General features: G+C 47.2%; 22 protein-coding genes. 6 read left to right on the plus strand and 16 right to left on the minus strand.

Translation table 11 applies throughout. From position 1 onward, the window contains the following. The 6 genes from JUB14_RS16180 to recQ all read right to left on the minus strand — a co-directional run. A partial coding sequence (locus JUB14_RS16180) for a PA14 domain-containing protein (protein WP_262897613.1) occupies window positions 1–1959 on the minus strand: 1959 nt, incomplete at its 3' end. Window positions 1960–2952: 993 nt separating this feature from the next. After that, the gene (gene lhgD / locus JUB14_RS16185; protein ID WP_207507369.1) at window positions 2953–4152 is read right to left on the minus strand and encodes an L-2-hydroxyglutarate dehydrogenase; all 1200 of its coding nucleotides are present in this window, start codon (window positions 4150–4152) and stop codon (window positions 2953–2955) included. A 46-nt stretch (window positions 4153–4198) separates the two neighbouring features. Beyond that, window positions 4199–5395 (minus strand): anhydro-N-acetylmuramic acid kinase, encoded by a 1197-nt coding sequence (locus JUB14_RS16190; RefSeq protein ID WP_207507370.1) that lies wholly within the window; start codon window positions 5393–5395, stop codon window positions 4199–4201. A 164-nt stretch (window positions 5396–5559) separates the two neighbouring features. Then, window positions 5560–6744: a PSP1 domain-containing protein gene (locus tag JUB14_RS16195; protein WP_207507371.1), complete on the minus strand. Its 1185-nt coding sequence runs from the start codon at window positions 6742–6744 to the stop codon at window positions 5560–5562. 12 nt (window positions 6745–6756) lie between these two features. Next, the gene (purD, locus tag JUB14_RS16200) at window positions 6757–8043 is read right to left on the minus strand and encodes a phosphoribosylamine--glycine ligase (protein WP_207507372.1); all 1287 of its coding nucleotides are present in this window, start codon (window positions 8041–8043) and stop codon (window positions 6757–6759) included. A 58-nt stretch (window positions 8044–8101) separates the two neighbouring features. Then, window positions 8102–10318, minus strand: a complete 2217-nt coding sequence (gene recQ / locus JUB14_RS16205; RefSeq protein WP_207507373.1) for a DNA helicase RecQ — start codon at window positions 10316–10318, stop codon at window positions 8102–8104. A 92-nt stretch (window positions 10319–10410) separates the two neighbouring features. Between recQ and JUB14_RS16210 the strand changes: the two genes are divergently transcribed. Next, on the plus strand, window positions 10411–11385 hold the full coding sequence (locus JUB14_RS16210; RefSeq protein WP_207507374.1) for a KpsF/GutQ family sugar-phosphate isomerase: 975 nt from the start codon (window positions 10411–10413) through the stop codon (window positions 11383–11385). A gap of 21 nt (window positions 11386–11406) precedes the next feature. Here JUB14_RS16210 and JUB14_RS16215 read toward each other — a convergent pair whose 3' ends face one another. From JUB14_RS16215 to rpmG, 7 genes are all read right to left on the minus strand, one after another. Next, the gene (locus JUB14_RS16215) at window positions 11407–11883 is read right to left on the minus strand and encodes a DUF4293 domain-containing protein (protein WP_207507375.1); all 477 of its coding nucleotides are present in this window, start codon (window positions 11881–11883) and stop codon (window positions 11407–11409) included. A gap of 100 nt (window positions 11884–11983) precedes the next feature. After that, complete coding sequence (rimO, locus tag JUB14_RS16220; protein ID WP_207507376.1) at window positions 11984–13300, minus strand: 30S ribosomal protein S12 methylthiotransferase RimO; 1317 nt, start codon at window positions 13298–13300, stop codon at window positions 11984–11986. Between the two features lie 122 nt (window positions 13301–13422). After that, a complete protein-coding gene (locus tag JUB14_RS16225; RefSeq protein WP_207507377.1) occupies window positions 13423–14052 on the minus strand; it encodes a PH domain-containing protein in 630 nt (209 codons plus the stop codon). Window positions 14053–14064: 12 nt separating this feature from the next. Further along, complete coding sequence (locus tag JUB14_RS16230; protein WP_207507378.1) at window positions 14065–14700, minus strand: PH domain-containing protein; 636 nt, start codon at window positions 14698–14700, stop codon at window positions 14065–14067. A 9-nt stretch (window positions 14701–14709) separates the two neighbouring features. Continuing rightward, window positions 14710–15666 (minus strand): signal recognition particle-docking protein FtsY, encoded by a 957-nt coding sequence (gene ftsY / locus JUB14_RS16235; RefSeq protein ID WP_207507379.1) that lies wholly within the window; start codon window positions 15664–15666, stop codon window positions 14710–14712. 156 nt (window positions 15667–15822) lie between these two features. Continuing rightward, on the minus strand, window positions 15823–15975 hold the full coding sequence (locus JUB14_RS16240; RefSeq protein ID WP_207507380.1) for a DUF4295 domain-containing protein: 153 nt from the start codon (window positions 15973–15975) through the stop codon (window positions 15823–15825). A gap of 52 nt (window positions 15976–16027) precedes the next feature. Then, window positions 16028–16210, minus strand: coding sequence for a 50S ribosomal protein L33 (gene rpmG / locus JUB14_RS16245; protein WP_207507381.1), 183 nt, complete (start codon window positions 16208–16210; stop codon window positions 16028–16030). Between the two features lie 271 nt (window positions 16211–16481). Between rpmG and JUB14_RS16250 the strand changes: the two genes are divergently transcribed. Continuing rightward, window positions 16482–17132, plus strand: coding sequence for a c-type cytochrome (locus JUB14_RS16250; RefSeq protein ID WP_207507382.1), 651 nt, complete (start codon window positions 16482–16484; stop codon window positions 17130–17132). Between the two features lie 463 nt (window positions 17133–17595). Further along, on the plus strand, window positions 17596–18810 hold the full coding sequence (locus JUB14_RS16255; protein WP_207507383.1) for an NADH-quinone oxidoreductase subunit D: 1215 nt from the start codon (window positions 17596–17598) through the stop codon (window positions 18808–18810). A gap of 111 nt (window positions 18811–18921) precedes the next feature. On the opposite strand, the gene JUB14_RS16260 is transcribed toward JUB14_RS16255, so the two are convergent. The 3 genes from JUB14_RS16260 to bshC all read right to left on the minus strand — a co-directional run bounded on the left by JUB14_RS16260 (window position 18922) and on the right by bshC (window position 22268). Further along, window positions 18922–19932 carry an aspartate-semialdehyde dehydrogenase gene (locus JUB14_RS16260; protein WP_207507384.1) on the minus strand — a complete coding sequence of 337 codons (1011 nt, stop codon included), beginning with the start codon at window positions 19930–19932 and terminating at the stop codon, window positions 18922–18924. A gap of 152 nt (window positions 19933–20084) precedes the next feature. Continuing rightward, window positions 20085–20663: a 5-formyltetrahydrofolate cyclo-ligase gene (locus JUB14_RS16265; RefSeq protein WP_207507385.1), complete on the minus strand. Its 579-nt coding sequence runs from the start codon at window positions 20661–20663 to the stop codon at window positions 20085–20087. Beyond that, complete coding sequence (gene bshC / locus JUB14_RS16270; RefSeq protein WP_310586155.1) at window positions 20664–22268, minus strand: bacillithiol biosynthesis cysteine-adding enzyme BshC; 1605 nt, start codon at window positions 22266–22268, stop codon at window positions 20664–20666. It lies immediately after the preceding gene. 391 nt (window positions 22269–22659) lie between these two features. Here bshC and JUB14_RS16275 point away from each other — a divergent pair, with 391 nt between their 5' ends. Genes JUB14_RS16275 through JUB14_RS16285 form a run of 3 tightly spaced genes read left to right on the plus strand, consistent with a single transcriptional unit; the run spans window position 22660 to window position 24413 of the window. Then, entirely contained in the window at window positions 22660–23313 is a 654-nt protein-coding gene (locus JUB14_RS16275) for a hypothetical protein (RefSeq protein ID WP_207507386.1), read from the plus strand. Between the two features lie 29 nt (window positions 23314–23342). Continuing rightward, on the plus strand, window positions 23343–23864 hold the full coding sequence (locus tag JUB14_RS16280) for a phage tail protein (RefSeq protein ID WP_207507387.1): 522 nt from the start codon (window positions 23343–23345) through the stop codon (window positions 23862–23864). Between the two features lie 33 nt (window positions 23865–23897). Then, window positions 23898–24413, plus strand: a complete 516-nt coding sequence (locus JUB14_RS16285) for a phage tail protein (RefSeq protein ID WP_229367927.1) — start codon at window positions 23898–23900, stop codon at window positions 24411–24413. Window positions 24414–24442 lie beyond the last annotated feature (29 nt).

Consider the following 24442-nt stretch of genomic DNA (forward strand, 5'->3'; position numbering starts at 1 on the left):
ATTTACCGTTACTGTCACACTGCTGTTAGAGCTGGTACAGCCGTTGACGCTGCACGTGGCGGTATAGGTAGTCGTCTGGCTCGGGCTCACACTGATGCTGCTGCCACTCTGGCCATTTGACCAGCTTACGGTACCTGAGCAGTTGCTGGCGGTCAGCGTGGTGCTCTGTCCGGAGGTGATGGTTGAAGCACTGGCCGTCAAACCAGGAGCTGACGGTGGCGTACAGGCCGTGCTGGTATAGGGTGAAAGTACAGCACCGGGTACAATCTCTGCCGGAGCCGAGGTAGACTGTCCGGGTTTGGACCAGCCTACGGCCAGGTTATCGCCACCGTCACCTTCTTTGTGACGGATCTCGAAGTAGTAGCGCTGGCAGGCCGTCAGGTTGATCGCTGCTGATTTCTGGTTAGACTCTCTGTCCCACTGCAACGGGCTGGTCCAGCTGCTCACGCGGGCCACACGCTGCATAGCAGACGGATCTTCGCTCGTGCTCAGCCACAGTTCACTGTTGTCGTCGCTGGATATCCAGAACACATAGCTACCGGTCTGAGGAGCGGTGATGTAGCCCTGGATCTGCTGGCCGTAGTTGTCGCCCCAGTTGGTCTCGGTGCGTAGCTCGGTCAGGTTGCTGGTTGTGTTAGGGCTGCGGGTAAAGTTGCTGGTCTGGCCAGTCAGGTCGTTGATGGACGTGCCGCCAATGCCCGTCCAGCGCTTGCGTACAGCATATCCCGCGGCAGGTGTGGAACAAGCAGGCTGCTGCTCCTGTGCAGGAGCATTTACCGTTACTGTCACACTGCTGTTAGAGCTGGTACAGCCGTTGACGCTGCACGTGGCGGTATAGGTAGTCGTCTGGCTCGGGCTCACGCTGATGCTGCTGCCACTCTGGCCATTTGACCATGTCACAGTACCCGAGAATCCGCTAGCAGTAAGTGTTGTACTTTGGCCAGTAGTGATCGAAGAAGGACTTGCTGTTAGTACAGGAGCAGACGGTGGAGTACATCCACCACACGTAGCATTGTCTTTTACCCCGTTATCGTCAAAGAATACATTAACGGCCTTAGCACTAGACGGGTTTTTGTTATATTGATCCAGCCACTCCTGGTATACATTCCTTCCGTCTGACGTAGAGAATCGGTTATAGCTAAAGTTAGCGTTGAAAATATCGGAGTAGTTGTAGCTAACTGAGCCTGTTGTAGGCAGTGTTGACATGGTTCCCTTACTACCTGCTATCCACTGGTCCCGAACCTGGGTATACACAGAAGCCATGGCATATAATTTAAAGGGATCACCTGTAACGACACAGAATACCTTAGCTCCGTGGGCATAGCTGCTGTTAATAAATTCAGGAATAAGATAGAATTTATCATCATAAGGTAGTACCTCGTTCATGATCCACTTCCCAGGTAGATTGGCCCGGAGAATATCCATCGAAAACCGGTGGTCGTAGGTATAGTCATCATTAACTTTTACGCCATCCGCCTTTTCAGATAAATCTTTGAAGGCCATTGTTCCTCTTTTACGGGACATCCCATCGAATGAGGAGCCAAAATCCAGTACAACCTTAATTCTGGAATCGAAGCCTTTAATATGCCCTGCCATTTGATCAATAAACTCCTTGAGTTTCTTATGACGGAAGGCGTACCACCGTTTTCCTTGTTCAGAGTTATAATCTCTGGGAGCTACCAATGGATCAGTACAATACTTACTCTTGTGCCAATCACGATACTGATTGACCATGTTATCGGAAAAGTCCAGATCATACGAATAGTTGTATTCCAATTCCTGCGAAGCACCAGTTGTTACAGAAACGAATAGAAGTCTATCTTCATCAATTAAGCTACGGTATCTTCCCAAAACTTCTCCTACAAAACCCTTTGCACGATCAATAGCTGATTGCTGTGAATAGCTGAACATGCGGAACTGCCATCCACCTAAGTGGATATTACCTTCGGGAGTTTTCATATGTGTCCCGGCTCCCCATAAATATTCCGATCTGTTCGCGGGAAATCCAAAACGGTTAAGGTCGGCAGACCCCAGATGGATTCGCAAAGCTACTTTCATTCCTAATGATCTTGCTTTCTCGACTTCCTGATCAACCTGACTCCAGTAATCAGTTGGCTGCCAGTTGGGATTAGTGGAACACTCCCCATTCTTACATTTAACAACATCCCATCTTACCGAAAGATAAACAGCATTAAATCCCAAACTATGGGCAGCTTCGATAGTAGGTCTGTAATCATTATCTTCATTATCATTAACAAGCATGAGGGCCAGATAACGCTGATTATCATCACCTGCTATTACCTTAGCCTTAGGTGTAGCCTGTGAGAAAGTGCTAATAAAAAGCAATAAAATAGCACACAGCGAAGCGCCAGCAAATTGCTTTTTAAATAATGAAGAAAGGCTATACACTGTATTTTTGTAACCAAATCCGTATTTTTGGGCACAAAAAGTTTGGGTACAATGATCTTGTACAGAATTTTTCATGAGGAGGAACGTTACTTACATTTAGAAGTTTTGGAAAAAGGCTCTATCTACATTAAAAAATGTATGGCAGTAAATACGGCTGATGAATAGAGTAAAAGGAAGTAGCTTGTCTTTGGTGTAAAAACGGAAGAAAGAAGCCGATCGGCTCTTGGTTTAAAGTATTATAATTTTTCATCAGAGGAGGTGATTAAAGTATATTATGTACAATGACAGTTACAAAACTAAGCCTAAAACATTTGTTGAGCCAATAATTAGGACATCAATTACAATCCAATTAGTGAATGGTATAGTGTGAAGGCTCTATTAACAAATAGTGTGCATGATATACCCTAAGGCATTCTTGATATACTTAAAAGCAATAGGTATGCCAAAAACTGGAAGACACAGGTATTATTTCAGGTATTTTACTAAATAAAGAAGAGGCCGGTGGTACCACCGGCCTCTTCTTTATTATTGACTTTATAAGTTTTATAGTCGCGCCAGTACCCGCTCTGATACAGTCTGGCCAATTGATAAGGAGGAGGTAGCCGCAGGTGACGGGGCATTGCACACGTTAATAGCATGAGCGCTCTCCAGAATAGCAAAGTCGTCTAATAACCCTCCTTCATAGTCACAGGCCTGTGCCCGTACCCCGGCGCCACCAGGTATGAGATCCTCCTCCTGAATTTCAGGTATCAGCTCCTGCAAGGCTTTAGTAAAAGCTGCTTTGGAGAAAGAGCGGTAGTATTCGCCCAGACCCGTGCGCCAGTACTTAGCCGCCACCTTCCTGAAGCCTGGCCAGGCCAGCGTCTCCAAAAGTTCTTTCATGTTTACATCAAGCTTGTCATACCCCTCCCGCCGAAAAGCAAGTACAGCGTTAGGCCCTGCCTCAATGCCTCCACCAATCATACGGGTGAAATGTACTCCCAGGAAGGGAAAGTTAGGATCCGGGACGGGATAGATTAGGTTTCGCACCAGGTGGTGCTTTTCGGGCTTGATCTTGTAGTACTCCCCCCGGAAAGGTACTATCTGTAGCTTTATAGCTTCAGGCTGGGTCAGCTGTGCTACCTTATCGGAGTACAGTCCGGCACAATTCACTACCAATTTGGTAGTATAACTAGTACCTTTTTCTATAACCAATTCGGTACGGCCACTCTGATTACGGATATCAACTACTTTTTCTCCGAACTTGATTTCTCCACCCAGGCTACGTACCCGTTCCGCATATTTTTCGGTAACAGCTTTGTAATCTATGATACCTGTGTAAGGCACCCATATACCTTCTAACCCCTTTACGTGCGGCTCTATTTCCCGCATCTCTTCCAGCGTGATCTTCCGGTTCTGGGTTAGACCGTTCTGTATCCCCCGCTCGTACAACCCATGTAGTATAGGAACCTGCTCCGGCTGGGTGGCTACTACTATTTTTCCGCAGAGATCATAAGGTACCCCCTCTTTATCACAGAAGTCTAATAGCATCTGATAGCCTCTGATGCAGTTCGTAGCCTTGAGACTTCCGGGCTTGTAGTACAGGCCTGAATGGATCACTCCACTGTTATGACCGGTCTGGTGCCTGGCTACTTCCTGCTCTTTTTCCAGTACCAGCAGTTTCAAAGACGGGCGCTGTTCCTTCAGACGAAAAGCCGTGGCTATACCCACGATTCCGCCGCCTACTATGATAATATCGTACATGTGATTAAGTATATGATGAGGGTTTACTGAGTATCTACTAACAGGGTTAGCCCGGAAAGGAAATTTTTCCCATAGTTATGCTGGGAACGCCTTCTCGTGTACCGAAGTCGGTATTACCACCCGCTACGGTTTCATTAGCCAATACTGCGAACAGAACCGCTTCCTTAGCGTCGCCCGCAATATGTAGCTCATCTGTAAGGTGCAAAGGCAGGTTAGGTAGTTGTTCACGTATATGTCGCATCAATACAGGGTTGTGTGCTCCACCACCGCTTGCATACATCACATAAGGCTCCTCAGGACGAATTACTTTCTTGATAGCATCCACAATGGTATCAGCACTAAACTTCGTCAAGGTAGCCATCAGGTCCTCGGGCGTCATGGAGGTAGTACCACTACGTTGCTGGGCATTCCGAACGAAATCCAGGTTGAAGACCTCCGGTCCGGTGGTCTTGGGGAAAGGTGCCTCGAAAAAGGGATTTCTTTTCAGGAAACGAAGCAGGTCCTCGCTAACATGACCACTCGCCGCTATTGCCCCGCCTTCGTCATAAGGCTTTTCAAAAAAGCGTCTTGAGAAAGCATCTATGAGTGTATTGCCGGGTCCGGTATCCGTGGTGAATACTTGAGTGGCATCCAGAGTGCCGGGCAGATAGGTAAAGTTGGCGATGCCTCCCATGTTGAGGAGAATGCGGTTTTCATCCTGTTTAGAGAAGAGCAGGTAGTCGCCATATACTGCCAGAGGAGCACCTTCGCCTCCGGCGGCTACGTGTTTCTGCCGAAAATCACTGATGGTAATGATGCCTGTCTTAACGGCTATATGGTCCCCATCTCCTATCTGCAGAGTAGCATTGGGATAGTTAGGGAGATTGTGCTGCTTCTGTGGTGCATGAAAAACAGTCTGTCCGTGACTTGCAATAAGGTCTACGTCAGCGGGGGCAACTTTCCAACTCTCTAGGCAATCCAGAATCATCTGGGCGTATACTCTACCGATGTATGGATTGAGAAGGCAAAGGTGTTGAAAGGGGATTTCGGTTTTGGCGAAGATCTTCCGGATCTCATTCCGAAAGCCATCGGTATACGGGACCGTTGTAAACTCTTTCAATTCCAGTTGAGTAGCCGTACCACTACCTGTAATATAACAAAGAGCAACATCAAGCCCGTCCAGTGAAGTACCTGACATCAACCCTACGATGGTTCGTGTCTGCTTGCCAGCTATTTCCCCCAGCTCTTTTATGTATTTATTCATTTGGTGTAATCTAAAAATAAGGCACAAATATCTGCATTTTGTCAGCAGGAACGAGTAGCGCTACTAAATTTTCATTCCAGGATTTAGCAGATCTACTACTCTATACTTGATACCTATAAGTAGGAGAAACAAATAAGGCTGCCTGTAGGGCAGCCTTATCAATATTAAGCATTTGGATTTTGCTGTGGCGCTTTACTCTTGTTCTTATTACGTCCACTCCGGCTTTTCTTCTTCTTTTTCTTCTTCTGTTCCTCGCTATACTTTTTATCCAGGCTTTCCAGATCGCTGTTCAGAGAGATAGGCCCCTTCTCAGCTTTCTTTTCCGGCTCCGGCGTCAGTACCTCGAGAGACTCAGGAATTACGCCTTTCTTGTTCAGCTCGATTATCTCTACCACCTTAGTAATGGGCAAAGAGTACCAGTTGGTTTCTTTATCGAATCCAAACCACATGATCTTCTTGAAGATATCCGTCTTCTGTAGTGTAGCGTTCCCTTTTTTAGTTTTAAGAGGTACATCCACACTTGGAATATCTCTCAAGGCATCCATGTAAGTCTCCAGCTCATAGTTCAGACAGCACTTTAGTCGTCCGCACTGGCCCGACAGCTTGGCCGGGTTCAGAGACAAGTTCTGGTAGCGTGCAGCTGAGGTAGATATGCTCTTGAAATCGGTGAGCCAGGTCGAGCAGCAAAGTTCGCGGCCACAGGAGCCTACTCCACCCAGGCGGCTAGCCTCCTGGCGCAGGCTGATCTGACGCATCTCTACTCTGATCTTAAACTCGGCCGCCAGTAGCTTAATCAGTTCCCGGAAATCAACCCGCTCTTCAGACGAGTAGTAGAAGGTTGCCTTGGTATTATCAGACTGGTACTCTACATCTGATAGCTTCATATTGAGCTTGAGCTCCCGGATGATTTCGCGCGTCCTGTACATGGTAGGCAGATCACGGGCAATGGCCTGAGTATGCTTCTCAAGATCCTTTTCGTTCGCTACCCGGTATATGACTTTCAGATCATCATTAAGCAGGACACTCTTGCGCTTCATCTGCAGCCGAACCAGTTCGCCTTGCAGTGATATCATACCTATATGATGCCCGGATGGCATCTCACATACTACATAGTCTCCGGTGGTAAGGTCCAGTTGATTTACGTTCCGAAAGTATTCTTTCCGCCCTCCCTTAAATTTTACCTCCAACACATCAAAACGTTGGGCCACGGGTACTTCCATGTGGCTCAGCCAGTCGAATACATTCAACTTGTTACACCCGCCAGTTCCGCAGGTACCGTTACTTCCACACCCGGCGACTGCCGCACCGCTAGTGCCACACCCTCCGGATGTACATGATATACATCCCATAATACTACTTCCTCAATCTTTATAACGTATTAAATCAAGACCGATGTCGTGTCGGTAGTACTTTCCTTCAAACTGTACCGTATGCGCAGCCCGCTGTGACTTATGCACAGCGTTTTCCAGAGAGTTGGCTATGCCCGTCATGGCCAGTACCCTACCCCCATTGGTTACGACTTCGGTATTATTGTTAAATGTGGTTCCTGCATGAAACACAACTACATCATCCAGTCGGTGTTCAGCAATCACCTTTCCTTTTTCATAGACATCCGGATAGCCACCGGATACGACTACTGTTGTTACAGCTACTTGCGGAGATATTTTCATTTCAACATCCTGCAAGGTTCCTTTAGCCGTAGCCGCCAGCAGTGTCACCAGGTCAGACTGGATACGTGGCAGTACCACTTCCGTCTCCGGATCGCCCATACGGACATTGTACTCGATAACGTAGGGCTCTGACTTAACGTTCATCAGCCCGATAAAGATAAACCCTACATACTTAATACCTTCACTCTTGAGTCCGGCCAGTGTAGGCTTTACTACTTTCTCTTCTACCTTTCTTAAGAAGTTGCTATCCGCGAAGATAACAGGTGACACAGCGCCCATTCCACCGGTATTGAGTCCGGTATCGTTCTCGCCTATTCTTTTATAATCTTTGGCTTCGGGCAGTATCTTGTAGTTTTCACCATCGCTGAGTACAAACACCGACAGCTCTACACCGCGCAGGAACTGCTCCACCACTACCTTGTTACCTGCTTCTCCAAACTTACCACCTACCAGCATGTCGCGCATGGCCTCCTGAGCATCGGCGAGTGTTTCGGCTATGATCACTCCCTTACCGGCAGCCAGTCCATCGGCTTTTAGCACAATGGGTAGGGCATGTGATTCCAGATAGGACAGGCCTTCTTCCAGTGTTTCGGAAGTAAAAGTGCGGGAGGCAGCGGTAGGTATACCATACTTCTGCATGAAGTTCTTAGAAAAATCCTTGCTTCCCTCCAGCTGGGCTCCGGCTTTGTCAGGTCCGATCAGCCTGACGTGATTCAGATCAGAGCGCTGGCGGAAGAAATCAACAATACCTCCTACTAAGGGCTCTTCGGGACCGATAATAACCAGATCAATTTTATTTTTCAGAACAGTATCCGCTACTGCCTCAAAGTCATTATACGAAACAGGTAGGTTAGTTGCCAGATCAGCGGTTCCTGCATTACCAGGCGCAACGAATAATTCATCACAAAAAGGACTTTGAGCGATTTTCCATGCGAAGGCGTGTTCGCGACCACCAGAGCCCAGAATAAGTATGTTCATGCTATATCAGAATAAATAACCGGAGAGCTACCGCTCTTCCTTTTCAGTTAGGTGTGAATTAGTTGGCTAGTTCCGACAGGAATTTGATACGCATCAGGCGTAATTCTTCTTCACTGATATCTTCCCCCGCAAACTCCTTCAAGGCGACCGCAATATTGTCCGTTTCGGCACTCATAAAGTAATCATATATGTCCTGCTGCCGTTCCCTATCCATGATCTGGTTGACGTAATAGTCCAGGTTCAGCTTGGTACCTGAGTAGCAGATATGCTCGATCTCTTCGATCAGATCCTCCATACTTAGGTCTTTGGACTCAGCGATTTCCTCCAGGTCCACCTTCCGGTCTACCTGCTGAATGATATAAATCTTGACCTTCGACTTATTGACCATTGACTTGATCACAACATCCTTGGCCGTCTCGATGTCATTCTCCTCTACATAGCGGCTGATCAACTCAATAAACTGACGACCGAACTTCTGCACTTTACCCATACCGACGCCATTGATCTGCGCCATTTCCTGCTGGGTAGTCGGATAGGTGGTTGCCATCTCTTCCAGCGATGGATCCTGGAAGATTACGTACGGAGGAAGGTTTTTTTCCTTCGCTACTTTTTTACGAAGAGCTTTCAACATTCCCAGGAGAGCCTCGTCGTAAGCGTGGGCGCTGCCGCTACCTACCGATACGTCCTTGTCCTCCTCCTCTACTTTCTCGTCTTCCTCCTCGTAGTTATGATCTTTACTGATTGAAACCGGATAGGGATCATTGATGTAGTTGCTCCCTTTTTCAGACAGCTTCAGTACTCCGTAGTTTTCAACATCCTTCTCCAGGAATCCGTAAATAACGAGCTGACGCAGCAACGATACCCATACCTCATGTGACTCATTAAGCTCGGTACCCTTGCCATATATATCCTCCAGCTTGTCATGCTCATAGCTGCGCACATACTGATTTTCGGTAGCTGTCACCAGGTCAGCTATGTGTTCAGCGTCGAAACGCTGCCCCGTAAGCTGAACAGCCTTCAGAACCAGGATTACCTCGTCCTGTACCTTCATCTTTTCGGTTGGCTTCACGCAGTTGTCACAGAAGCCACAGTCTTTATCCAGGTACTCGCCAAAGTAGCTCAGCAGTTGTCGGCGACGGCATACACCCAGGTTGGCGTAAGCCACCATCTCGTTGAGCAGGTGGCGGGCATTATCCCGCTCCGTAACTGACTTATCCTTATTGAATTTTTCCAGCTTCTGAATATCCTCAAAGCTGTAAAACATGATACAGTTACCTTCCAGTCCATCGCGACCAGCCCGACCTGTTTCCTGATAGTAGCCTTCCAGCGACTTGGGGGCATCGTAGTGAATCACAAACCGAACATCCGGCTTATCGATACCCATTCCAAAGGCAATAGTAGCTACAATGACGTCAGCTTCTTCATTCAGGAAGGCATCCTGGTTAGCCATCCGGGTGTTGCTATCCAGCCCCGCGTGGTAGGGTAGCGCCTTAATATCATTAATACTCAGAAACTCGGCTACTTCTTCTACGGTCTTGCGGCTAAGGCAGTACACAATGCCTGACTTACCCTTGTTGTTACGGATGTAGCGGATGAGTTGTTTTTTGGCTTCCTTCTTCGAGCGGATCTCGTAATAGAGATTTTTCCGGTTAAAGGACGACTTGAAGGTCTCGGCCTCTTCCATCTGGAGGTTCTTGCGGATATCCTGCTGTACCTTAGGAGTAGCAGTAGCCGTCAGTGCAATGATAGGAAGATCACCTATGTTGTCGATGATACCATGGATACGGCGGTACTCAGGACGGAAGTCATGCCCCCATTCGGAGATACAGTGCGCCTCATCAATGGCTACAAACGAAATCTTAGTCTTTTGCAGAAAGTCCAGATTCTCTTCTTTGGTGAGAGATTCGGGAGCTATATAGAGTAACTTAAGCGTACCATCCAGTGCATCTTTCTTTACTTTGTTGATTTCGGCCTTGGTCAGCGTTGAATTCAGAAACTGCGCATTGATGCCAAAGGCGTTCATCTGATCCACCTGGTTTTTCATCAGGGCGATCAGCGGAGAAATCACTATTGCCAGTCCGTCACTCACAATAGCCGGCAGCTGATAACACAGCGACTTACCCGCTCCGGTAGGCATTATTACGAACGTATTCTTTCCGGCGAGTATATTCTGGATAATAATCTCTTGGTCGCCCCGGAACTGGCTGTAACCAAAGATTTCCTTAAGTCTTTCCTTCAATGTGTCTAAAACGACTTTATCAACCTGCTGTATCATGCTCTGTCAACAAATGGGTTATTCCAAAGTTCTCTATCTTTGCTTGTAAAAACAATACTAAATTTAGGCAATTCTTTAACAGTAATTCAAATTTGAAATTAGTAAAAAATATTCAGTCCATAGCAAAAGATGTCTTACAGCAGGAGGCGGATGCTGTACGGCATTTGGCGGACCGTATCGATGATTCTTTCGAGAGCTGTGTGGAAACCATCCTCCGTTCGGGAGGCCGGGTGGTCATAACGGGTATTGGTAAGAGTGCTCTGATCGGTCAAAAGATCGTAGCTACGCTTAATTCTACCGGTACTCCTGCCCTATTTATGCACGCCGCCGACGCCATTCACGGCGATCTGGGGATGATCCAGTCGGACGATGTAGTAATAGCAATTTCTAAAAGTGGTGATACTGCTGAAATAAAGGTACTTGTCCCTTTACTTAAGCGTACCCAGGTTACATTGATTGCGATGGTCAGCAACCGGGACTCCTATCTGGCCCGTAATGCCAGCCATATTCTGCATGCGTATGCTCCCTGTGAGGCTGACCCTCTCGACCTGGCTCCTACAACCAGTACTACCGTAGCCCTGGCACTGGGCGACGCTCTCGCCATCTGTTTGCTGGAAGCTCGTGGCTTTACCCGTCAGGACTTTGCCCGGTACCACCCGGGAGGCTCATTAGGTAAAAAACTCTATCTGAAAGTGTGTGATATCTACCCGAACAACTTACTGCCTACAGTATACGATTCGGCTACGGTAAAAGAAATAATCATTGAGATTACCTCTAAAAGACTGGGCGCTACCGCAGTGGTTGACTCCCGTCAGCAGCTGACCGGAATCGTTACAGATGGCGACTTGCGTCGTATGCTCAACCAGTATGATACTACGCATATTCTGACTCTTACCGCCCGCGATATCATGACTTCTTCACCCATCTGTATAGCCTCGGACGAGTATGCCGTCAACGCTTTACAGATCATGCAGTCAAAGAGTATTACCCAACTGATTGTGGCTGATGAGGGTACCGTGAAAGGCTTTGTCCACCTGCACGATCTACTAAAAGAGGGATTGGTGTAAACACCAATCCCTCTTTTTCTATTAACGCATACGATTTGACTCCTTCACCATACGCTCATCACGACGGATAAAGCGATTGGCCAGTACATTGGCCAGCATGGCCACGATCAGGGCATAAAAACCGGGAAGGTAGTCGCCGGGAGACTCCGGCTCAAAAAAGCGGGCTCCCTTATAGTACGTCTGGTAGATGGTCCCGGCCAGCAACACGGTCATTAGTATAGAATTGGCTGCACACAGTGCCGACTGCAGCAATCGGTTGCGGTATCGGGTGATGGCAAAAATAGCGACGGCAGCTATCACCACAGCCAGTATAGCCAAGTACAAAACCGACTGCTCCTGACTCTGTACGGCATTGGTCTGATGGCTCAATCGCAGCGCAGTCAGCGAAGCGCTCTGTGCTCCATCAGTGGCAGTTTTCTCCCACAGAGGCAGCGCCAGAAATACGCCCATACCAATGGCTACTATGACTAAAAAGATAGTTTGAATACGTTGTAACATTACTGATATTAGTAATTTTAAAATGAGAGTATCTACAAATCAGTATAGGCTAGGCTATAAACTGGCCTGCAAAAATAGGAAGTAATGGAAAAATCCAAAATCATTCTGTTACTAACTCAGCATATAGGTCAAATTCTTCCGCTTCGGTAATGCGTACTTTGGTAAAATCACCAAGTCTCACGTAGTTACTGCTGGCTGGTAGTAGTACCTCATTGTCTACCTCGGGCGAATCGGACTCGGTACGACCTATGAAGTATCCTCCTTCTTTCCGGTCGAATAGTACGTTGTATTCCTTTCCTATTTTTTCCTGATTCAGCTCCCACGATATGCTCTGCTGCAGTTCCATAATCGCATCGGCACGCTCCTGCTTTACTTCAGCCGGTACGTCGTCTACCATGTTGTGAGAGTGGGTATTTTCTTCGTGTGAATACTGGAATACGCCCAGACGCTCGAAGCGCATTTTCTCGACGAACTGATAAGTCTCCTCAAACAGCTCCTCTGTCTCACCCGGGTGGCCGACGATTAGGGTTGTACGCAGTGCTATGCCCGGTACTTTTTCACGGATCGTCTCAATCAGGGCTTCGGTCTTCTCGCGGGTAATGCCGCGGCGCATGGCCTTCAGCATCTCGGTAGAACCAGTTTGAAGAGGCATATCTAAGTACTTGCATATATTGGAGCGCTCGCGCATGACATCCAGTACATCCAGCGGAAAGCCCGATGGGTAAGCGTACTGCAGACGGATCCAGCCTATGCCTTCTACATCGGCCAGCTGGTTCATCAGGTCGGCCAGGTTACGTTTCTTATAAATATCCAATCCGTAGTAGGTCAGGTCCTGTGCGATCAGGATCAGCTCCTTGGTACCGCGCTTTGCCAGCGAACGAGCCTCACCTACCAGCTCATCGATGGGGCGTGAAATGTGCCCACCCCGCATTAGCGGAATAGCGCAGAAGCTACACGGACGGTCACAGCCTTCAGCAATCTTCAGATAAGCGTAATGGGCCGGAGTAGTAAGCAAACGCTCCCCTACCAGTTCATGCTTATAATCAGCTTTGAGGGTTTTGAGCAGACGGGGTAGTTCATTGGTACCAAACCAGGCATCTACGGTAGGGATTTCCACGGCCAGCTCATCTTTGTAGCGGTGCGACAGACAGCCTGTCACATATACTTTATCCACAACCCCCTTCTCTTTGGCATCGGCGTAGCGCAGGATGGTTTCAATGGATTCTTCTTTGGCACCGTCAATAAATCCGCAGGTATTGATGACTACAATTTCAGCGTTATCTTTTTTGGACTCATGGGCTACTTCGTATCCATTGCCTTTAAGCTGCGTGTAGAGTACTTCGGAGTCTACCAGGTTTTTGGAACAACCTAGCGTTACTATATTGACCTTATTCTTTCGGGTTCCTTTAGTTTTCATTCTACTTGATCAAGAATTATAATAAAATCAAGACACAGGAGGTACGCCTTGATCTTGAAGTCGTTGACTTTGAACGTCGAACGGGGTCGCAAAGTTCGGTAAAATTTGGAGAAAAAGCGAGACTATCGGATAATTGGGTAGTCCTGCCGGTGACTATGGGATGGTACATTCTTAAAATACTCATACAGAGCCCATAACCCTTTCGAACGACTACTCAGGATTAGCTCCTCGTCATTCATCAGTTTCAACCGGTAATAGGAATAGCTACCAAACAGGCGAATATTACTATAATAGTACTCAATGGAGGCAATATCTGCTTGCCTGATAGACAGAGTACGAGCAGAAGTTTGCACGGCTAAACTATAATCTGTGGGATCGAATATGAGTGTTTTATCCCGCGTATACTTCCAGTGATTTATATCCAGAAGTAGCAGCCGGTAGCTCATCAGGCTCATCCATACTAAACCAGCAATAATTACTACTAGCCCCACCAGGTACAAAGGTGATTGGGTCAGATCAGACCAGTCTGCCCGGAGTAGGAGGATAAGCAGTACAGGACCTATCGGATAAATTGAATAATTGATTACACTATCAAAGTTAGTGAAGTACTCCCAGGCCGACATATGGTAGGTGCGCTGTACGTAAAGGGGCGAGTCTTTACCTACTGTATTACGCGTAAGACGGAGTGCTTTATAGAGATACCAGCCAAAGGCTCCAAAGACCAGCAGGAAAATAACGACGGTACTGGACATATATCTTGCCGACTAAGACTGCTCTGGTATAATGGGTAAGTCCTGCTTGAAGCGAGTAAAGGGTACATCCTTGAAGTACAGTAAAAAAGCATCTGTACCCGGCATTTTGTCTGTAAGGATTAGCTCGTCGCCGCTTTTGAGCCTTATTCTGAAATAGCTGTATAGAAGTTTTGGATGTTCATTGCTTACTACGTCTATGTGCTCAACATCTTCATCCTGAATCACATACTCTGCGGTTGGGGTACTTACCGTAACCGTCTTTGGGTTTGGATTGAAGCTAAGCGTGATACCTCTGGTGTGCTTCCAGTAGTTGATATTAAAATTTAGAATGTATAAGGCCATCGCTCCCATCATCAGAGCCAAAAGACCAAGTACAGTAACCACCAGCCAGCGGGGTGTGGAGTCAGTGACTTTGACAGTTATGGCCAGATGAATAAAAAGCAGAGACATCCCACTAAAAAAATAAGCCATGAAGCAGTCAAGACTCAGGAAGTAGGTCTTACCGGTAGTCTGAAAGCTTCGTGGCTCGTAAAGGGGATCGTAGGCGCGATTACTATCGCGAACAGCAGAGATAATGATGAGAATCCATGGGCCGAAAGTACCTGCTATAAGAATTAGAACAATTATGGTAGTTTCGGTAGCAGTCATAGGGCAGACCTACTTCTTAAACAGCGAGTCTACAAATTCAGTCCGGTCAAATACCTGCAAATCATCCATCTTTTCACCTACACCTATGTACTTTACCGGAATCCGGAACTCATCCGAGATACCGATTACCACACCTCCCTTAGCGGTACCATCCAGCTTGGTAATGGCCAGAGACGTTACTTCGGTAGCCTTGGTAAACTCACGCGCCTGGATCACGGCGTTCTGGCCGGTACTGCCGTCCAGTACCAGAAGTACCTCGTGAGGAGCCTCGGGGAGTACCTTCTGCATCACGCGCTTGATCTTGCCCAGCTCGTTCATAAGGTTCACCTTCGTATGCAGGCGGCCCGCGGTATCAATAATGATCACATCGGCTCCTATTTCCACGCCTTTTTTTAGCGCATCAAAAGCTACCGCCGAAGGGTCGGTATTCATGCCATGGTCGATAACGGGTACATCTACGCGTTTGCCCCATAGTTTGAGCTGCTCAACGGCGGCGGCCCGGAAGGTATCGGCGGCCCCCAGTACTACCTTGTGCCCACGCTGCTGAAACTGGTGGGCCAGCTTACCGATGGTGGTAGTTTTGCCCACGCCATTTACACCTACTACCATGATCACGTAGGGCTTGGGCAGGTGCTCGGTCTCGAAACTGTCCTTGATATCTACCGATTTATTTTCGGTAAGCAGCGCGGCTATTTCTTCCCGCAGCATTTTATCCAGCTCATCCGTACCCGTGTACTTGTCACGCGCCACGCGCTCTTCTATGCGGCGTATTATTTTTACGGTGGTCTCTACCCCCACATCCGAACTGATGAGAATATCTTCCAGCTCGTCCAGTACCTCTTCGTCTACGGTAGTTTTACCAACCAGTGCTCGCGACAGCTTACCAAAAAAGCTCTCCTTGGACTTTTCAAGTCCTTTGTCGAGCGTTTCTTTTTTTTCTTTCGAGAAAAAACCAAACAAACCCATAATTAGCGGCCGTTATATCAGGTGAAAAGGGTGCCCGCAGGTACCCCCATTCTTTTGAACCCTAAAAATAAAACAAAAAAGTCCCAATCTGGGACTTTTCATAATTTCTATATCAAAATCGGACTGTCGGTTAGGACTATCCAGGCAGAAATGATCTTAGCCTTTAAGAGTACTTTGTACGCTATCTGCAGGTACCATCTCTTCTTTGAAGGTGTAGGCACCAGTCTTGGGAGACTTTACAGCCTTAATCACCTTGGCAAAAGACTTACCGCCTTCTTTCTTCAGGGTAGCAACTACTTTCTTTGCCATGTTTTCTGTTCGTTAAGGCTATTTGTCAGCCGACAAATAGCGTATGTTACAATTATTTAATCTCTTTATGTACCGTATAACGTCTCAGGAACGGGTTAAATTTCTTTAACTCGATACGAGTTGGGGTATTTTTACGGTTTTTTGTCGTTACGTAACGCGACATTCCTGGAACGCTGGTATCTTTTTGCTCAGTACATTCCAAAATTACCTGTACTCTATTACCTTTCTTAGCCATTGCTTTACATCTTTTTACGAATAGGACTGCAAAATTAATACTTTCAGATGAATTAGCAAAGACTGAGATTCAAATTTTATATTAATATTTCTTTCATTCTCCTCGCTATCACGAACTTGATGATTCTACAAACCCTGGCACAGGTTTAGTAATTATTTTTTTGCCAGATTTTCAGGAAAGTTATCACCATTCCTGTTTTATTTGGGGTGTTTTCGGATGATACCTACTTGTAGGATCCCGATTGTTATTAAATTAAACACATAAGTTATCCATGACACTCAAAAAATTAAAACCTTTTGCCGTTCTTGCTTTGGCTGGATCACTGTGGATCGGTTGCTCATCTAAAGAAGACCAGGATAAGTACGATAAATACTACGGTAGCGGCCGTCAGCACAGAGAAGAGGATGCTTCTACTAAAGCTGCCAACATAGATAAAATCAACCCTGACACTATTAATTCGCTTTCGGTAACGGATAATATGGCTGACCAGACAGGGGGAGCCAGCGACGAACAGTTTGATTCGAATGTAGAAGTAGGTGGAAAAACGCAGGAGAATATCACTAAGAATACCACCGATGCTAATACTAAGGATGTAAACGGCGCTGCAACTGCTGCTGCTGCCGGTAAAACTAACCAGGCAGCACAGCCTCAGGCGGCAGCTCAGAGGAAAGAGGTACCGGCTGATATAGCTGCTCTGCTAAACAAACATAGCTGTGCTGCCTGTCACCGTCCTTATGAGAAGCTGGTAGGTCCTGCTTACTCAGATGTAGCGAAGAGGAATTACTCAGCTGACCGGATTGTACAACTGGTCCATAAACCAGAGCCTTCAAACTGGCCTGATTATCCTCCGATGATGGCGCTGCCTAATGTACCCAAAGAAGATATAGTTAAACTAGCCAACTGGATTAACTCATTAAACTAATCACTGGTAGTGCTTTTAACGTAAGACATTAATCGTATTCATAAGTGCCAGTTCAAGTTGAAGCTGCCCCTAGTCGACGGGGGCGGCTTCTTTTTTGTACCTGCTATCGTAGCCATCTACAAAAACACCCCGAAGGCAAGTGCCCCTGGGGTGTCCGCTTTACTCAACGTTATGAATTCATTATCTTCAAAAGGCTGATAGCAAACTCATACTTACCAAAGTTGCCGAACCTCTTTGGCGGTAGGCCTGTTTTTTCGATGAACAGTAGATTCTGGTCGCTTAATTACAGAAAATAAAGTCTTAATGAGCTATCCAGAAAGCTGGACCTTCCTGATTGACACAGCGATAGCTTATCATCTTTGCCTGGTATATCCATGCAGTGCATATCCAAGCCGGGCATAACCATGCCAGGAATAATAATTCGTATCTTTGCCTATATCACCTGTATGGTAAGGTTATACCTATGAACTCAGTACAATACCAATATAAGCCGGAACACCTGGCGGTTTCGGAACCTAATAAGTACAACTCCTCGAACCTGCGTACCGAGGAAATGGTCCTCAGCATGGGACCACAACATCCCTCTACGCACGGAGTACTACGGCTGGAAGTAGTCACAGATGGGGAAGTAGTCGTAGATGTAGTTCCTCACCTGGGATACCTGCACCGTTGCTTCGAAAAACACGCTGAATCACTGCCCTTCAACCAGATTATTCCCTACGTAGATCGACTGGATTACCTGGGGGCCATGAACTCAGAACACGCCTACGTCATGGGAGTGGAGCGGATGCTGGGCATTCAGGATGATATACCCAAGCGCGTCGAATATATACGGGTACTGGTAGCGGAGCTGAATCGTATTGCCTCCCACTTTATTGCCATTGGTACTTATGCCATGGACATCGGGGCCTACACGCCTTTCCTGTGGCTCGTTCGCGACCGCGAGCACATCCTGCGCATGCTGGAATGGACCTGCGGCGCCCGCATGCTCTATAACTACATCTGGATCGGAGGCTTGTTTTATGACCTGCCGGTGGGATTTGAAGAGCGTTGCGCGGAGTTTGTGAAATACCTCAGACCCAAGCTGCAGGAGCTTCAGCAGCTGGTTATTGATAATAAGATATTTATACAGCGTACGGCCAACGTGGGGGTACTTCCCCTGCCGGTAGCTATCAACTACGGTTGTACCGGGCCGGTACTTCGTGGCTCCGGCCTGCGCTACGACCTTCGCCGGGTGGATGGCTACTCGGTGTACCCGGAGCTGGACTTTGAAGTACCTATCGGCGAAGGCAAGGTAGGTACTCCCGGCGACTGCTGGGATCGTAACTGGGTGCGGGTCGCCGAATGCTGGGAGTCGCTGAAGATTATTGAGCAGTGTCTGGACCAACTCAACGGCAACTACAAGCGCACACGCGACTTTGATCCGCAAGCGATGGTACCTAAAAAGATTCGCCCTAAGGCGATGGATTTCTACTCCCGTGGTGAAAGTACCAAAGGCGAGCTGGGCTTTTTCTTCCGTACCGACGGGCGCTCTGATGTTCCTTTCCGCTGTAAGGCCCGCTCCTGCTGCTACCACAACCTCTCCGTCATTGGCGAAATATCTCGTGGCGGCCTGCTGGCCGACTTGGTAGCTAACATCGGATCAATAGATGTGGTGATGGGAGAAGTGGACAGGTAGACGAATCCTGCAAGCTAATGTAGCATCAGACATTCCGGATAAAAGAAAGAAGCCACCGATCGTGCGGTGGCTTCTTTCATAATTACTGGGTGTCAGATTGATGCGGCAAAGTTACACTTCTTCGGTAACTTCTACTAATTCGTTCTTCACTAAGTATTCAGCGATCTGTACGGCATTGGTGGCGGCTCCTTTACGGAGGTTATCAGCCACGATCCATAGGTTCAGGGTCTTGGGCTGCGACTCATCACGGCGGATACGTCCTACGAAAGTCTCGTCCTTACCGTGCGCCGTCAATGGCATTGGGTATACGAAGTTCTTTGGATCATCCTGTACCACTACACCCTCAGCCTGGCTCAGGAGGTTACGAACTTCGTCCAGATCAAATTCTTCTTCAAACTCAATATTAACGGCCTCGGAGTGTCCACCAATGGTCGGGATACGAACAGTCGTAGCAGTCACGGCGATGCTGTCATCACCCATGATCTTCTTGGTCTCGTTCGTCATCTTCATTTCTTCCTTGGTATAGCCATTGTCCAGGAACACGTCAATGTGTGGCAGTACGTTCAGGTCGATAGGGTGCGGATATACTTTCTGTACATCCTCTTTGCCTGTACGCTCAGCAAATAGCTGATCAACGGCCGCCTTACCCGTACCCGTTACGGACTGGTAGGTCGACACGACTACCCGCTTAATTTTATATTTCTGATGCAGGGGATTCATTACCACTACCATCTGTATAGTCGAACAGTTGGGGTTGGCAATGATCTTATCTTCTTTGGTCAGTGTATTAGCGTTGATCTCAGGTACTACCAGTTTCTTGGTAGGGTCCATGCGCCAGGCCGATGAGTTGTCCACTACGGTAATACCCGCTTCGGCAAACCGGGGAGCCAGGGACAGAGAGGTACCTCCACCGGCTGAGAATATCGCGATCGCAGGTTTGGCTGCAATGGCGTCCTCAAACCCTACTACCTTTATCTGTTTACCCTTAAACGTGACTTCCTTACCAACTGATCTTTCGGAAGCAACGGCCAATAGTTCCGTTACGGGGAAGTTACGCTCTTCGAGCACTTTGAGGATTTCGCCGCCCACCAGACCGGTAGCGCCTACTACTGCGATTTTCATTTTTACTAAAGATTTGGGTAAAACATGAATAGATTCATTAAAAATTGGCGCAAAATTACGAAGAATATCAAAACAAATACGATGAGCGTCAGGGAATTTGTTTTGGTAGCAGCCTCTGAAATTTTCTGAGATAAAGATTCCCTTCCCTATTCCTACCAGCGCCAGGTATTTTGCGGTGTCAGGCAGTAGTCGAGTCGTACATCATACTCGTCAATATCTTCTATTTGGGGGATAGGTTCAAAAAGAGACACCCCTATTTTCAGAGCATCAGGACGGCATAAGGGTAAGAATCGATCGTAGTAGCCACCCCCATACCCCACCCGGTAACCCAACTGATCAAAAGCCAGCAGAGGTATGATTATTGCATCCAGCAACTCAGGCTCTATGGGCTGTGACGTATGCGGATCGGGTTCGGCTATCCCCCAGCGGTTGATGAGGAGTGGTGTCTCTGATGTAAAAAGGAAGTGCTCCATGAGGCGGGTGCCCGGTACCACCCGGGGTACTACCAGCTGTACTTCCGGAAACTGAGCCTTTATAGCTTCGCCAATGAGGAGAGTATCTATTTCATTCCGCACTATATACGGCAGGAAAATATGCAAGTGGTAGGGCGGCTTCTGAGCCAGTAGCTGAATGAGCCTGTCCGCTATCTTCATACTATCCTCCCGTACTTCCTCAATAGTAAGCTCTTTTCTTTTTTCAAGATACTGGACACGTAAAGAAGCTTTATCCATTTAGCTTTCCAGCAGAATATTGAATTTGAAGTCCAGCGGCTCCAGCATGTCAAATAGCTCTTTCAGGAAGTTACGGTTATTCAGGTAGAAGTTCAGGAAGTTATCGGTGCGCTCCTGGGGCGTACCATTTGGGAAGAACGTATCCAGCAGGTTCTGTAACTGATGGAGTTCTATCTCGTGCTTCCGCTCTTCGGCTTTCCGGATTCGTTTCTCAAGGTGTTCGAGCGACTTGTAGAGGCGAGCCCGCTCGGCCAGTACCGCGCCTTCCATGGTTTGGTCTACCGCTACGGCCTTCGCTACTACTCTTTGCAATACCTCATCAAAGGCTTCCTTCTCCGCATTCAGAGAAAGCGTGTGCTCCGAATGGCGCTCTACGTACGACTTGCGAAGGGCTATTCGATCCGTAAACAGCTCCTCATAGGTCAGTCCCAGCTTCTTCATGCGTTTGCAGCTGGGGGTAGTTACGTACAGCGCAAAGTTGCGGGGAACCAGCATTGGGAATGGCGTCTGGTAGTGGTCAAACACCCCTTTGAGCTGCATCCAGTAAGGTATCTCCGAAGGACCTCCCACGTAGGCCAGGTTAGGTAGTATTACTTCCTGGTACAGCGGACGCAGTACCACGTTAGGACTGAATCGCTCCGGATGGCTCCCGGCTTCCTGTAGTATTTCTTCCTTAGTAAAAGTAAGATTTGTCTTCAGTACCCGGTAGGTACCCTCCTCACAGACGATACGCTCACGCAGGTCATCTTTCAGGTAGAAGAGGTTGATCTCACGGGCAGTTACCGGTGTGTGGTACCCCAGGGCTTCCAGTTGGGCCGAGGTATCGGCTACCCGTGCTCCTGAAACCTGGTTGACCAGTTCATCCTGGATAACCGGCAAAAAATGTTGTTTCAGACCGGCATCATCCGCATCCAGAGTTATCAGCCCTTCCTTACCAAACAGCGCGTGCATGTAACATCGAACGGCATCGGCCAGAGTATCATGCTTAAGGTAAGCCTTCTCAAAAAAAGGAATCCCAGCGGGGAGCAGTTTCAGTAGAGTCTCCAGCTCCTTTGGATTTAGCCGACCTACGGCTCCCTGGTGCTCTCCGGCCCAGGTATACTTCTTGCCGAACAGACGGAAGGAAGCAATCTCTTCGAAGTCATGGTCTTCGGTAGCCATCCAGTAGACAGGTACAAAGGTACAGTCCGGGTAAGCTTCCTGTAGCTGGCGTGCCAGCTTGATGGTCGTAACCAACTTATAGATGACAAACAGAGGACCTGTAAAAATACTTAACTGATGTCCCGTAGTAACGGTGAATGTATTTTCATTCAGCAATACCGAGAAATCAGGGGCATTGTCAATATCCTTATACTGCCGCGTCAGGGCCTCTACCAGCGTCTGGCGTACAGCCGGACTAAACTGCTTTTTACGCTCAATAACCTCCTTCGCATTGGAAACCGTAGGAAAAACCGAATAGAAGTCCTTGAGCTCAGGTTTTTGATCCAGATAATCTAATAAAAAGGCAGGAAATTGATCCGTGGTGCGCAGATCGACGGAATGAAGCGTCATGGAACGTTTGTTGTATTCGGGCTGCTGACGAGATAGAGTAGTTTCTGTTTCCATCAAAGTTGACTATTGTACTAAAACCAAGCGGCTTTTGGTAAAGTTTCGGGGCTTGCTTATTTCATAACTCAGACCCCCGTCTGTATTATTTTCTTTACTATACGATACTCTTATGCAGGTATAGTATTGCCCCTGCTAAGTTATCTTAATTTATAGAAAGAATATCTCATCCAACCTTCATAAATATGAGGATAGGTACTCTATACCCGAAAGTTGATAATGTAAAGAGTGTCGTAGCGGTTTTCGATATACTTCTAAAAGCTCTTAGCTAACTACAATTTCTTCCTGATTAGTACATGAGCTACTCTGCACTTTCCGTTGGCTAAAAAAAAATAAGTTTCTCTATATACTATAATTGTTTATCATATATTTGGTATTTAAACCCTTGAAAGTGAAACGTAGAACCTTCCTCAGTGCCTCAGCAGTAAGCTTAGTCGGTGCACTCAAAGCCTCGGCTATACCTCTGAATTTCCTTCCTTTACAGCATCAGTGGCTTACTTCCTATCTTGAAGTCATAGGTGCTACATCCGTAAATCGTTTACTAACGACTGACCAGGAGCTAGACTCACAGCTACAGGCAAATGCCCAATCCTTCTACAGTTTGGGCTACAAAGCCTTTGGGTCAACACTCTACTATACAAGCAAGGACAAAGTAGCCCTATACCCTCTGGCACTCCACAGCCCCAGCGCAGGTATTATTGACCTGACTGTGCTATTCTTCCGAAATGATGCTTCTACTGACTACACCTGGAAATATACCCATACTTTCTCGGGCTTCGAGCTGGAAGCTATTGCTCAGGCAATAAACCAACTGCCTGCACAACCGGAAGAGCAGGAAGCTATTGCTATGTTTGTGCCCATTTATGAATTACCGCACCAGAGAAAACCATACAAATTTAAGACTGCTTCGGGCCATATAGAACTGATAGTAAAGATTGAAGAAGGTAAAAACACCATGGATTTTAAACTGGTCAGGGATAACTCCCTATTAGTAGCTACTCGCTTTACTTCCAGACATTCTCTTTGTTGTAATTCACTCGCTTAACTAGTACTAACCTTAACCTCCCTGAACCTATGGCCGAACCTTACCTATCCGAAATCAAAATAGTAAGTTTCAATTTTCCACCTAAGGGGTGGGCTCACTGCAATGGACAATTGCTACCCATCAACCAAAACCAGGCGCTATTTTCTCTGTTAGGTACTACCTACGGCGGCAATGGACAAACTAACTTTGCATTACCGAATTTTCAGGGGAGGGTCCCTATCCATTTTGGTAATACGAATACCTTAGGAACAACTGGTGGAGAAGAGTTTCATACCGTCACTACCTCTGAGCTGCCCCAGCATACACATCAGTTCAATGCCGTAAGTACAACCAGCTTTGCCTCCAATACCAATTCACCTATAGGAACCTACTTCTCCACTACTAATCCGAACCAGCTGTATCGGTCGGCCGGAGGTAATACACAACTCACCACCCTTACTCCGGCCAGTATCAGTAATGTAGGTGGAAGTCAGCCACACGAAAATCGGCAACCCTATCTGGTGTTAAATTTCATTATAGCCCTACAGGGAATATTTCCTACTAGAAATTAAACAGATCAAGTTAACTTAAATCCGTATTGGGTCATGGCTGCTTATATAGGTGAAATAAGGATGTTTGCGGGTACTTTTGCCCCTGCTGGTTGGGCTATTTGTGATGGGAGATCGCTGCTCATTAGCGAATATGATGCACTTTATACCTTAATCGGTACTCTTTACGGAGGTGATGGTACGAACAATTTCAATTTGCCTGATTTGCGGGGAAGAGTACCTGTTCATATGAAAACAGTATCTGGCGGTTTGAGTTACCAAATTGGTGAAATGGCAGGTGTAGAATCTGTGACTCTTACTACTCAGCAAATTCCTGTTCATAATCACGCGGTGGTAGTTTCCACCGCCACTGCCGATTCAACGCTGCCTACAAATAGTTTCATAGGGAAATCCAACGATGTAGATATATTCTATGAGGATAATCCCAACCAAAATATGAATCCCGGAAGCATAAGTCCTATTGGAGGGTCGCAACCCCACGACAACATGCAGCCATACCTCTGTATCAACTTCATTATTTCTTTGGAGGGCATTTTTCCAACTCAATCATAGAAATTCTTTCTGCCATCGACCCTGACCTA

This window comes from Telluribacter humicola (genome assembly GCF_017355935.1).
GTDB lineage: Bacteria > Bacteroidota > Bacteroidia > Cytophagales > Spirosomataceae > Telluribacter > Telluribacter humicola.